Here is a 10,774-nt window from a genome sequence, read left to right on the forward strand (position 1 = left end):
CTGCCGTTCCTGCCGGTGGCGGCGCAGGAAGCCCTGTTCGTCGCTATCGACGGGCTGAGCGCATCGGGCAGCCAGGTCTCGGTCGAAGACTTCGGCATCGACCCGGAGAGGCGCCGGGAAGCGGAGGCGAGGTTTGCCGAATTGCGCGCCAAGCGCGAAGCGCGCGGCCAAGACACCTCTTTCAATCCTTTCGACTTGTGGTTCGAGGACGGGGAGAGGCCCGACTGTGCGGACTGGTTCACCGCGCACGGCTGGATCACCGGGGTGGTCGACGGGCACGAAGAGGCGCTCCGGCTGGGACGGCCGCCGCAGCCCGATGGCCGGCCGTTTGTGATCACCTATGTGACCGCCACCAAACCCTGACCGGCCGCAGCCAGATCCTTTCTAACTGCTCTCCCAACCGGATGGTTAGGATCGCGGTTATCACCCATGAGCGCTTGTGCGACGAGCAGCGGGCGCGCCCGGGATGACCGAAGCAGGGGAAGGACGACGATGACCACCGAATCGGTTACACCCAAGACATCCGCCACCAACGGCGCGCCGACCGCTCAGCAGGTAGACGTTCCCGCAACGGTGGCACGGCTCCGCAAGACGTTCGCGACGGGGCGCACCCGCGACATCGAGTGGCGCAAGCGGCAGCTGCTGCAGCTGGCGAAGCTGATGGAAGAGAACGAGGCGGCCATCGCGGACGCTCTCGCCAAGGACCTGGACCGCAGCCCGTTCGAGGCGTTCATCGCCGACATCGCGACCACCGCCGGCGAGGCGAAGTTTGCGGCCAAGCGAGTGCGCAGGTGGACGCGGCGCCGCTACCAGCTGCTCGAGATGCCGCAGCTGCCCGGCCGTGGCTGGATCGAATACGAACCCTACGGCACCGTGCTGATCATCGGCGCGTGGAATTACCCGTTCTACCTGACCCTGGGGCCCGCCGTCGGCGCGATCGCCGCCGGCAACGCCGTCATCCTCAAGCCCTCGGAGATCGCCGAGGCGTCCGCGCACCTGATGGCCGAACTGGTGCCCAGGTACCTCGACAACGATGCGATCGCCGTGGTCGAGGGCGACGGGTCGGTCAGCCAGGAGCTGATCGCGCAGGGCCTCGACCGACTGCTGTTCACCGGCGGCACCGAGATCGGCCGCAAGGTGTACGAGGGGGCCGCACCCCACCTGACCCCGTGCACGCTCGAACTCGGCGGCAAGAGCCCGGTGATCGTGGCGGCCGACGCCGACGTCGATGTCGCCGCCAAGCGGATCGCGTGGATGAAGCTGCTGAACGCGGGCCAGACCTGCGTCGCGCCCGACTATGTGTTGGCGGACGCCAAGATCAGCGACGAGCTGGTGAGCAAGATCGGTGCCGCCATCGCGAAGTTCACGGCGGACAAACCCAACGGGATGCGGATCGTCAATCAACGTCAATTCGACCGGATCAGCGGCTACCTCGCCAGCGGGGACGGCAAGGTCGCGGTCGGCGGGGCCTGTGATGCCTCGAGTCTGCGCATCCAGCCCGCCGTGGTGGTCGACCCCGACCCGAACGGCCCGCTGATGCAGAACGAGATCTTCGGGCCGGTGCTGCCGGTGGTGACCGTCCAATCCCTCGACGAGGCAATACGTTTCATCAACGCGCGGCCAAAGCCGCTGTCCGCCTACCTGTTCACCAAGACCCGGGAGACCCGCGAGCGGGTAATCAAGGAAGTGCCGGCCGGCGGCATGCTGGTCAACCACCTGGCCTTCCAGGTGTCGACGGCCAAGTTGCCGTTCGGTGGGGTCGGGGCGTCGGGTATGGGCGCCTATCACGGCCGGTACGGTTTCGAGGAGTTCAGTCACCGCAAGTCGGTGCTGACCAAGCCGACCCGGCCCGACCTGTCGAGCTTCATCTACCCGCCGTACACCGAGCGTGCCATGAAGATGGCCCGCAGGATGTTCTGACACTGCTCCAAATCGCTTGCTAGACGCTCGTTTTCATCGTAGAGAGGAACCTGATGCCCGGAGTGCAGGATCGCGTCATCGTCGTCACCGGAGCCGGTGGGGGATTGGGCCGTGAATACGCCCTGACCCTTGCCCGGGAGGGCGCCAGCGTCATCGTGAACGACCTCGGCGGTGCGCGCGACGGTACGGGCGCCGGCCACAACATGGCCGACGAGGTGGTCAAGGAGATCCGGGACGCGGGTGGGCGCGCGGCCGCCAACTATGACAGCGTCGCGGACCCCGACGGCGCGGCCAACATCATCAAGACGGCGCTCGACGAGTTCGGCGCCATCCACGGTGTGGTGAGCAACGCCGGCATCCTGCGCGACGGCACGTTCCACAAGATGACCTACGACAACTGGGACGCCGTGCTCAAGGTCCACCTCTACGGCGGGTACAACGTGCTGCGCGCCGCGTGGCCGCATTTCCGGGAGCAGAGCTACGGCCGGGTCGTCGTCGCCACCTCCACCAGCGGCCTGTTCGGCAACTTCGGTCAGACCAACTACGGCGCGGCCAAGCTCGGCCTGGTCGGCATGATCAACACGCTGGCCCAGGAGGGCGCGAAGTACAACATTCACGCCAACGCCGTCGCGCCGATCGCGGCCACCCGAATGACCGAGGACATCCTGCCCAAGGAGGTGCTCGAGAAGCTGACGCCCGAGTACGTCGCGCCGGTGGTGGCCTACCTGTGCACCGAGGAAAACCCCAACTCCGCTTCGGTTTTCGTCGTCGGCGGAGGCAAGGTGCAGCGGGTGGCTCTGTTCCAGAACGAGGGCGCCAACTTCGACAAGCCGCCGTCAGTCGAGGACGTCGCCGCGCACTGGTCGGAGATCGACGACCTGTCGGCGGCCAAGCAGGCGAACTTCAAGCTGGGTTAGACCAGCAGTTGGTCACGCAGGCGGTCGATGTCCGCCTGCGTGACGCCTGCATCGAGCAGGTAGGCGTTCAGCGAGCCGAACCGTGCGTCTATCGTCTCGCGCGCGGCAGCCAGGTATTCCGGACGCACGCCAAGCACACCGTCAGCCAGCCGCGCCTTGGTGAACGTGACCACCTCCGGCGTCAATTCGACGTCGGAGCGATGCTGAATCATCTCGTAGATGTGTTCGCGCAGTTGGGGCACCGCGGCGTTGCTGCGCAGGTAATCGGCGACGATGGTGTCGTGGTCGATGCCGATCGTCTCCAACACGGTGGCGATCACAAAACCGGTGCGATCCTTACCCGCGAAGCAGTGCGTGAGCACTGGACGCCCCGCCGCCAGCAACGAAAAGACATGCCGCACAGCGCGTTGCGCCCCGTTGCGGGTGGGAAATTGGCGGTACTCGTCGGTCATGTGGCGGACGGCGGCCTCGTTGACCTCTTCGTCCGACTGGTCGGGATCGCCCTGGAACAGCCGTCGAAACGCCGTTTCGTGCGGCGCGTCATCGTCGTCTGGCTCCTCGTCGCCGAGATCGGGGAAGGGCAGCAGATGGATTTCGACGCTGTCGGGAACCAGTCCCGGGCCGCGCCGGGCGACCTCGCGCGCGGCACGCAGATCGGCGACGTCGGTAATCCCTAACTGGCGCAGCGTGTCCCGTCCCTCGTCATCGAGGCGGCTGAGCTCACCGGAGCGGAACAGCCGTCCGGGTTTCAACCCGCCGGCGCTGTCGGCGACGTCGCGAAAGTTCCACGCGCCGGACAGCTCTCGCAGCGTGTCAGTCATGCGAGGTGACCGCCGCAGCGAGCGGAGATTTCTCCCGGCCGAGTTCGGCGCGTGCGATGGTCCGCATGTGCACCTCGTCGGGGCCGTCGAAGAGGCGCATGGCCCGGTGCCAGCCGTACGACCGGGCCAGCACCGTGTCCTCGCTGACCCCGGCGGCGCCGTGCACCTGGATCGCGCGGTCGATCACGTCGCAGGCCACCTGCGGCGCCACCGCCTTGATCTGCGAGACGAGCGTGTGGGCGGCCTTGTTGCCGTGCTGGTCGATGGTCCACGCCGCCTTATGGCACAGCAGGCGGGCCTGGTCGATCTCGTTGCGCGACTTAGCGATTGCCTCCCGAACCACGCCCTGCTCGGCCAGCGGGCGGCCGAATGCCACCCGCTTGCTGGCGCGGTCCACCATCAGGGCCAGCGCGCGTTCGGCGCCACCGAGTGCGCGCATGCAGTGGTGGATGCGGCCCGGTCCCAGCCGGGCCTGGGCGATCGCGAAGCCGCCGCCCTCCTCGCCGAGCAGGTTGGTGACCGGCACCCGGACGTTGTCGTAGATGATCTCGCAGTGCCCGGGCTGGTCCTGGTAACCGAAGACGGTGGTCGAGCGGACCACGGTCACGCCGGGGGTGTCGATGGGCACCAGCACCATCGACTGTTGCTGATGGCTGGCCGCCTCGGGGTTGGTGCGCCCCATCACGATCAGGATCTTGCAGCGCGGGTCCGACGCGCCGGACGTCCACCACTTGCGCCCGTTGATCACGTAGTCCCCGCCGTCGCGGAGGATGGACGTCTCGATGTTGCGCGCGTCGCTGCTGGCGACCGCGGGCTCGGTCATCGAGAAGGCGCTGCGGATTTCGCCGGCCAGCAACGGCTCCAGCCACTGCTTGCGCTGTTCCTCGGTGGCGAACAGGTGCAGGGTCTCCATGTTGCCGGTATCCGGTGCCGCGCAATTGAGCGCCTCCGGCGCGATCTCCAGGCTCCAGCCGGTGAGCTCGGCCAGCGGCGCGTATTCGAGGTTGGTCAGGCCCGACTCGGCGGGCAGGAACAGGTTCCACAACCCGGCCGCTTTGGCCTTGGTCTTGAGTTCCTCGATGATCGGCGGGACGGTGTGATCGTTCGGGCCGGCCTCGTGCCGGTACTTCTCGTAGTCGGCCTCGGCCGGGAAGACGTACTCGGTCATGAAGTCGGACAGTCGCTTGTGGTAGTCGTTGGCTTTGTCCGACATCGCGAAGTCCATGCCGCCACGATAGGACACGTGTGGGGTGGGCCCATATGGCGAGTGCTTTGGTTCACCCGCGCGACACTGAAACCTCGGACACGGCACGCCGCGACGGGTGTGCGTGGTTGCGGCCTCGCGGTAGGGCGAGTGGTCGCGGGTCCGCGAGACATAACCCATTGCGTTCGGCTGCGGCGTGTCGTCGCAGACGTTTATGTGTCGCGATTGCCGTCGAGCACCATGGACGCCATGACCGAGTCCCGTCCGCCGTTACCCCCGTTCACCTACGAGACGGCGCTGCAGAAGGTGCAGGCCGCCGAGGACGCGTGGAACACGCGCGACCCGCACCAGGTCAGCCTGGCCTACACGCCCGACTCGCAGTGGCGAAACCGCGACGAACACGTCGTCGGCCGCGATGCGATCGTGGCGTTCCTGACCCGTAAGTGGCAGCGCGAGCTCGACTACGCGTTGCGGAAAAGCTTGTGGGACTTTCACGACAACCGCATCGCCGTTCGGTTCCAATACGAATGCCGCGACGCGGGCGGCCAGTGGTACCGCAGCTACGGTAACGAGCTGTGGGAGTTCTCCCCGTCGGGGTTGATGGCGCGTCGCGAGGCCAGCATCAACGACGTGCGCATCGACGAGTCCGAGCGCCGCTACTTTGGCCCGCGGCCCGCCGACCAGCACGGCCGGGACATCCCGCTCTGGTAACCCGCCGCGGCCACAACGCCTTGGTGTGACTCCACAACACGGCGGCCGGTACTGCGTGCGCCTCGGGTGACGAACCATCGACGGGAGTCGATCGGCCGCTCGGGGGCATCCCGCCCCGGTCGATCGCACGTCCGGGCCGAAAACCGGCAGGCGTTAAGGTAGCGAAGCGTGCGGCCAGCCAGCGGCACATCCAAACGGCAGGAAACGGGAAAGCAGATGTACGCGCCATGACAGATGCGCAGACGACGGTAGGGGTGGTCGCGGAGTCCGGGGCCGACGAACGACGGGTCGCGCTGGTCCCCAAGGCGGTGGCGTCGCTGATCAGCAGCGGTGTGGCGGTGGTGGTCGAGTCGGGGGCGGGCGAAAAGGCGTTGCTGCCCGACCAGCTCTACACCGAGGCCGGCGCGAGCATCGGGGACGCCTGGACCGCCGACATCGTCGTGAAGGTGGCGCCGCCGACCAAAGAAGAGGTCGGCAGGCTGCGCCGCGGGCAGACGCTCATCGGGTTCCTGGCACCGCGCAACGCCGACAACTCGATCGGCGCGCTGACCGAGGCCGGGGTGCAGGCGTTCGCACTCGAGGCCATTCCGCGCATCTCGCGGGCCCAGGTGATGGACGCGCTCTCGTCGCAGGCCAACGTGGCCGGCTATAAGGCCGTCCTGCTGGCCGCGTCGGAGTCGACGCGGTTCTTCCCCATGTTGACCACGGCGGCCGGCACCGTGAAGCCGGCCAGCGTGCTGGTGCTCGGCGTCGGGGTGGCCGGCCTGCAAGCGCTTGCGACGGCCAAGCGGCTGGGCGCGCGCACCTCCGGTTACGACGTGCGCCCGGAGGTGGCCGACCAGGTCCGCTCGGTGGGGGCGCAGTGGCTGGACCTCGGCATCGACGCGGCCGGTGAGGGCGGATACGCCCGCGAGCTCACCGAGTCCGAACGCGCCGAGCAGCAGGAGTCGCTGGAGAAGGCGATCGCCGGGTTCGACGTCGTGATCACTACCGCGCTCGTCCCGGGGCGTCCCGCGCCGCGCCTGGTGACCGCCGCGGCGGTGGAGTCGATGAAGCCCGGCAGCGTCGTCGTCGACCTGGCCGGGGAGACCGGAGGCAACTGCGAACTCACCGAGCCCGGGAAGACGGTCGTCAAGCACGACGTGACCATCGCCTCGCCGCTGAACCTGCCGGCGACGATGCCCGAGCACGCGAGCGAGCTGTACAGCAAGAACATCACGGCGCTACTGGACCTGTTGATCACCGATGGCAAGCTGGCCCCCGACTTCGACGACGAGGTCGTTGCGGCCTCCTGTGTCACGCGGGCCTGAGAGGACTACATGTACGACGAGTTATTGGCCAATCTGGCGATCCTGGTGCTGTCCGGGTTCGTCGGGTTCGCCGTCATCTCCAAGGTGCCCAACACCCTGCACACGCCGTTGATGTCGGGGACCAACGCGATTCACGGCATCGTGGTGCTGGGGGCGCTGGTGGTCTTCGGCGAGGTGGAGCACCCCTCGCTGGCGGTGCAGATCATCCTGTTCGTCGCGGTGGTGTTCGGGACGCTCAACGTCATCGGCGGCTTCATCGTCACCGACCGGATGCTCGGGATGTTCAAGGGCAAGAAGAAGGCCGTGCCCGTGAAGACCGAAGACCTGGCGGCGAAATGAACTACCTGGTCACCGTCCTCTACATCATCTCGTTCGCCCTCTTCATCTATGGCTTGATGGGCCTGACCGGGCCCAAGACCGCGGTGCGGGGCAACCTGATCGCCGCGGTCGGCATGGCCATCGCCGTGGGCGCGACGCTGATCAAGATCCGCCATACCGAGTCCTGGGTGCTGATCATCGCCGGCCTGGTCGTGGGCGTGGTGCTCGGCGTTCCGCCCGCCCGGCTGACCAAGATGACCGCCATGCCGCAGCTGGTGGCCTTCTTCAACGGCGTGGGCGGCGGTACCGTCGCGCTGATCGCGCTGTCGGAATTCATTGAGACCAGCGGCTTCTCGGCCTTCCAGCACGGGGAGTCGCCGACCGTGCACATCGTGGTGGCGTCGCTCTTCGCCGCGATCATCGGCTCGATCTCGTTCTGGGGATCGATCATCGCGTTCGGCAAGCTGCAGGAGATCATCTCCGGGGCGCCGATCGGCTTCGGCAGGGCGCAACAGCCGATCAACCTGCTGCTGCTGGCCGCCGCGGTGGCCGCCGCGGTGGTCATCGGCCTGCACGCGCATCCCGGCACCGGTGGGGTGCCGTTGTGGTGGATGATCGGCCTGCTGGCCGCCGCCGGTGTGCTCGGCCTGATGGTGGTGCTGCCGATCGGCGGCGCCGACATGCCGGTGGTCATCTCCCTGCTCAACGCGATGACCGGGCTGTCGGCCGCGGCGGCCGGCCTGGCGCTGAACAACACCGCGATGATCGTGGCGGGCATGATCGTCGGCGCCTCCGGTTCGATCCTGACCAACCTCATGGCCAAGGCGATGAACCGCTCCATCCCGGCGATCGTCGCGGGCGGCTTCGGCGGCGGCGGCGTCGCGCCCAGTGGGGACGGCGGCGGCGACAAGCACGTCAAGGCCACGTCGGCCGCCGACGCGGCGATCCAGATGGCCTACGCCAACCAGGTGATCGTGGTTCCCGGCTACGGTCTGGCGGTCGCGCAGGCCCAACACGCGGTCAAGGACATGGCGTCGCTGCTGGAGGACAAGGGCGTCCCGGTCAAGTACGCGATCCACCCGGTCGCCGGCCGCATGCCCGGCCACATGAACGTGCTGCTGGCCGAGGCCGAGGTCGACTACGACGCCATGAAGGACATGGACGACATCAACGACGAGTTCGCCCGCACCGACGTGGCGATCGTCATCGGCGCCAACGACGTCACCAACCCGGCGGCGCGCAACGAGCAATCCAGTCCGATCTACGGCATGCCCATTCTCAACGTCGACAAGGCCAAGTCGGTGATCGTGCTCAAGCGGTCGATGAACTCCGGGTTCGCGGGCATCGACAACCCGCTGTTCTACGCCGAGGGCACGACGATGCTGTTCGGGGACGCGAAGAAGTCGGTGACCGAGGTCGCCGAGGAACTGAAGGCGCTTTAAGGGCCAGACGGCCGTGGCGATCGCGAGCGCGGCGGAACCGGGCGCTGCGGGTCGCCACCAGGGTCGCTAGACGGGCGGGTAGGCGGGCGGCGGGTAGCCGTTGCCGTCGACCACCCCGCGCAGCCCCCACGGGACGTAGCGGAAGAAGAACTCGATCTCGTCGCTAGCGTCGTAGTCCGGACTCGGATCCATGAGGCCACCCCTCCAGTCGCGACTTGAGCTTTGTGACAGCGAGTCTAGTCCCATCCGTGTCGGGGCGACACCTGGCGTTTGCCTAAACTGTCCAACCAGTTGATTGATAATTGGCCTTGCCCGGCACCCTAGGTCCCGCCCGGCAGTGACGATAGCGAGGGCAGATGCCATCCGAGAACGGACTAACGCGACGCGAGGAGCTGCTGGCTGTCGCCACCAAGCTGTTCGCCGCGCGCGGCTACCACGGCACCCGGATGGACGACGTCGCGGACGTGATCGGCCTGAACAAGGCGACGGTCTACCACTACTACGCCAGCAAGTCCCTGATCCTGTACGACATCTACCAGCAGGCCGCCGAGCGGACGCTGGCCGCCGTTCACGACGATCCGTCGATGACCGCCCGCGAGGCGCTGTATCAGTACACCGTGCGGCTGCTGGACCAGATCGCCGCCAACCCCGAGGGCGCGGCCGTCTACTTCCAGGAGCAGCCCTACATCACCGAGTGGTTCTCCGAGGAGCAGGTCGCCGCGGTCCGCGAGAAGGAGACCCAGGTTTACGAACACGTCCACGGCCTCATCGATCGGGGGATCGCCAGCGGCGAGTTCTACCAGTGCGATTCGCACGTCCTGGCGCTCGGCTACATCGGCATGACACTCGGTGCCTACCGGTGGTTGCGCCCCAGTGGACGTCGCAGCGCCAAGGAGATCGCCGCGGAATTCAGCACCGCGCTGCTGCGCGGCCTGATCCGTGACGAAGCGATCCGCACGAGCTCCCCGCTCGGTCCCTAAGGACTCACACCCTTGAGGTGTCTGTCGAGGAAGGCGAGCTGGTCGGCGACGACACGCTCGAACGCCTCGTCGACGTAGATCGCGAAATGGCCCTCGGGGTACAGCTTGACCTCGCCGCGCGGGGCCTTGGCCGCGTAGCGCAACGTCGGCGCCGCCGGTGCGACCGAGTCGGCTTCGCACACGCAGAACAGGATCGGGCAGGGAATCTTCGCGGTGTCGCGGCCGGGACGGTAGGCCATGATCGTCAACGCGATGCGGGCCGCCACCTCGTTGGTCAGTTCCTCACCCGCGGGGACGAGCCTGAGGTAGCCGGGGTAGGCGTCGGGCGTGGTCATCAGCGCGACGTCGCCCGGTCTCCCGACCGTCGGCACCATCACCGGGGGCTTGCGCATCCGGGCGGCCAGCAGGTCACGCGCCGCCAGCAGACCGACTTGAGCGAAGACCAGCGGGTTGCTGATGGTGCGCGCCGACGCAATGCCGTCGGTGAAGGGGCATTGGGCGATCGCGGCCGCGATGCCCGGCAGCCGGGCCGCCGTGGCGATCACGTGGCCGCCGGCAAACGAGGTGCCCCACAACGCGATTCGGTCGGGGTCGATCCCGGGCAGGGTGCGCGCGTAGGCGACCGCCGCCGCCCAGTCGGCGAGCTGCAGTCCGACATCGAGCACCTGGCGGGGCCGGCCCTCGCTGTCGCCGAAGTTGCGGTAGTCGAACACCAGGCAGGCGTACCCGGCCGCGCTGAACCGTTCGGCGTACGCGTCCAGCCGCATGGTTCGCACCCCGCCCAGGCCGTGCGCCATCACCAGCAGGGGCGCGCGTTCTCCGCCCTCCGGCCGGTAGAGCCAGGCGCTGATCAGATCGCCACCGGAGGGGAATCGGACGTCTTCGCGTTGTGTCATCAGCCAGCCATTCTGCCCCGGGTGATCGCGACCCGTCCGCCGGTATGCGGCAAAGATTTTATGGACTACTGTCTAGAAACGTTTGGAGCGCTCAACGGACGGAGACTCTCATGGCGATCCGCGTCGCGCATGTCGGTACCGGAAACGTCGGAGGGTTGGCCCTGGCCGAGCTGATCACCAATCCGCAGTTCGAGCTGACGGGCGTGTGCGTGTCCACCCCGGAGAAGGTCGGCAAGGACGCCGGTGAACTCTGCG

The 10,774-nt window shown here is 67.6% G+C and carries 11 protein-coding genes and 2 pseudogenes; 9 read left to right on the forward strand and 4 right to left on the reverse strand.

The features are described from left to right. From A9X05_RS31635 to A9X05_RS12000, 3 genes and pseudogenes are all read left to right on the forward strand, one after another. A pseudogene (locus tag A9X05_RS31635) lies at nucleotides 1-363 on the forward strand (SAM-dependent methyltransferase); the annotation flags it as partial. A 129-nt stretch (nucleotides 364-492) separates the two neighbouring features. Further along, nucleotides 493-1,920, forward strand: coding sequence for an aldehyde dehydrogenase family protein (locus A9X05_RS11995; RefSeq protein WP_067755262.1), 1,428 nt, complete (start codon nucleotides 493-495; stop codon nucleotides 1,918-1,920). Between the two features lie 53 nt (nucleotides 1,921-1,973). After that, nucleotides 1,974-2,837 carry an SDR family oxidoreductase gene (locus tag A9X05_RS12000; protein WP_067755260.1) on the forward strand — a complete coding sequence of 288 codons (864 nt, stop codon included), beginning with the start codon at nucleotides 1,974-1,976 and terminating at the stop codon, nucleotides 2,835-2,837. Here A9X05_RS12000 and A9X05_RS12005 read toward each other — a convergent pair. Both A9X05_RS12005 and A9X05_RS12010 read right to left on the reverse strand, forming a co-directional pair. Further along, nucleotides 2,834-3,658: a tyrosine-protein phosphatase gene (locus A9X05_RS12005; protein ID WP_067781597.1), complete on the reverse strand. Its 825-nt coding sequence runs from the start codon at nucleotides 3,656-3,658 to the stop codon at nucleotides 2,834-2,836. The genes A9X05_RS12000 and A9X05_RS12005 overlap by 4 nt on opposite strands. Continuing rightward, on the reverse strand, nucleotides 3,651-4,871 hold the full coding sequence (locus tag A9X05_RS12010) for an acyl-CoA dehydrogenase family protein (RefSeq protein WP_067755350.1): 1,221 nt from the start codon (nucleotides 4,869-4,871) through the stop codon (nucleotides 3,651-3,653). The genes A9X05_RS12005 and A9X05_RS12010 overlap by 8 nt, the downstream gene beginning before the upstream one ends. A 240-nt stretch (nucleotides 4,872-5,111) precedes the next feature. Here A9X05_RS12010 and A9X05_RS12015 point away from each other — a divergent pair, with 240 nt between their 5' ends. From A9X05_RS12015 to A9X05_RS12030, 4 genes are all read left to right on the forward strand, one after another. Next, nucleotides 5,112-5,573 carry a nuclear transport factor 2 family protein gene (locus A9X05_RS12015; RefSeq protein ID WP_067755348.1) on the forward strand — a complete coding sequence of 154 codons (462 nt, stop codon included), beginning with the start codon at nucleotides 5,112-5,114 and terminating at the stop codon, nucleotides 5,571-5,573. A gap of 227 nt (nucleotides 5,574-5,800) precedes the next feature. Further along, nucleotides 5,801-6,883 (forward strand): Re/Si-specific NAD(P)(+) transhydrogenase subunit alpha, encoded by a 1,083-nt coding sequence (locus tag A9X05_RS12020; protein WP_067755253.1) that lies wholly within the window; start codon nucleotides 5,801-5,803, stop codon nucleotides 6,881-6,883. Between the two features lie 9 nt (nucleotides 6,884-6,892). Then, nucleotides 6,893-7,222, forward strand: a complete 330-nt coding sequence (locus A9X05_RS12025; protein WP_007167221.1) for an NAD(P) transhydrogenase subunit alpha — start codon at nucleotides 6,893-6,895, stop codon at nucleotides 7,220-7,222. Next, nucleotides 7,219-8,643: an NAD(P)(+) transhydrogenase (Re/Si-specific) subunit beta gene (locus tag A9X05_RS12030; protein ID WP_067781600.1), complete on the forward strand. Its 1,425-nt coding sequence runs from the start codon at nucleotides 7,219-7,221 to the stop codon at nucleotides 8,641-8,643. The genes A9X05_RS12025 and A9X05_RS12030 overlap by 4 nt, the downstream gene beginning before the upstream one ends. Before the next feature lie 66 nt (nucleotides 8,644-8,709). Here A9X05_RS12030 and A9X05_RS31020 read toward each other — a convergent pair whose 3' ends face one another. After that, on the reverse strand, nucleotides 8,710-8,835 hold the full coding sequence (locus tag A9X05_RS31020) for a hypothetical protein (protein ID WP_007167223.1): 126 nt from the start codon (nucleotides 8,833-8,835) through the stop codon (nucleotides 8,710-8,712). Between the two features lie 164 nt (nucleotides 8,836-8,999). Here A9X05_RS31020 and A9X05_RS12035 point away from each other — a divergent pair, with 164 nt between their 5' ends. Then, complete coding sequence (locus tag A9X05_RS12035; RefSeq protein WP_067755243.1) at nucleotides 9,000-9,623, forward strand: TetR/AcrR family transcriptional regulator; 624 nt, start codon at nucleotides 9,000-9,002, stop codon at nucleotides 9,621-9,623. On the opposite strand, the gene A9X05_RS12040 is transcribed toward A9X05_RS12035, so the two are convergent. Next, the gene (locus A9X05_RS12040; protein ID WP_067755240.1) at nucleotides 9,620-10,519 is read right to left on the reverse strand and encodes an alpha/beta hydrolase; all 900 of its coding nucleotides are present in this window, start codon (nucleotides 10,517-10,519) and stop codon (nucleotides 9,620-9,622) included. The two genes, A9X05_RS12035 and A9X05_RS12040, sit on opposite strands and share 4 nt — an antisense overlap. Nucleotides 10,520-10,629: 110 nt before the next feature. Between A9X05_RS12040 and A9X05_RS31025 the strand changes: the two are divergent. Next, nucleotides 10,630-10,774, forward strand: a pseudogene (locus A9X05_RS31025) (diacylglycerol kinase); the annotation flags it as partial.

Origin of the sequence: Mycobacterium sp. E3298 (assembly GCF_001666895.1) — a bacterium.
Taxonomy (GTDB): Bacteria; Actinomycetota; Actinomycetes; order Mycobacteriales; family Mycobacteriaceae; genus Mycobacterium.

Excerpts from the sequence above, each read along its gene's own strand:
- A9X05_RS12020 (WP_067755253.1), top strand. The coding sequence starts at position 5,801 with ATGACAGATGCGCAGACGACGGTAGGGGTGGTCGCGGAGTCCGGGGCC.
- A9X05_RS12035 (WP_067755243.1), top strand. The coding sequence starts at position 9,000 with ATGCCATCCGAGAACGGACTAACGCGACGCGAGGAGCTGCTGGCTGTC.
- A9X05_RS12025 (WP_007167221.1), top strand. The coding sequence starts at position 6,893 with ATGTACGACGAGTTATTGGCCAATCTGGCGATCCTGGTGCTGTCCGGG.
- A9X05_RS31020 (WP_007167223.1), bottom strand. The coding sequence starts at position 8,835 with ATGGATCCGAGTCCGGACTACGACGCTAGCGACGAGATCGAGTTCTTC.
- A9X05_RS12040 (WP_067755240.1), bottom strand. The coding sequence starts at position 10,519 with ATGACACAACGCGAAGACGTCCGATTCCCCTCCGGTGGCGATCTGATC.
- A9X05_RS12010 (WP_067755350.1), bottom strand. The coding sequence starts at position 4,871 with ATGTCGGACAAAGCCAACGACTACCACAAGCGACTGTCCGACTTCATG.
- A9X05_RS12000 (WP_067755260.1), top strand. The coding sequence starts at position 1,974 with ATGCCCGGAGTGCAGGATCGCGTCATCGTCGTCACCGGAGCCGGTGGG.
- A9X05_RS12005 (WP_067781597.1), bottom strand. The coding sequence starts at position 3,658 with ATGACTGACACGCTGCGAGAGCTGTCCGGCGCGTGGAACTTTCGCGAC.
- A9X05_RS12030 (WP_067781600.1), top strand. The coding sequence starts at position 7,219 with ATGAACTACCTGGTCACCGTCCTCTACATCATCTCGTTCGCCCTCTTC.
- A9X05_RS11995 (WP_067755262.1), top strand. The coding sequence starts at position 493 with ATGACCACCGAATCGGTTACACCCAAGACATCCGCCACCAACGGCGCG.
- A9X05_RS12015 (WP_067755348.1), top strand. The coding sequence starts at position 5,112 with ATGACCGAGTCCCGTCCGCCGTTACCCCCGTTCACCTACGAGACGGCG.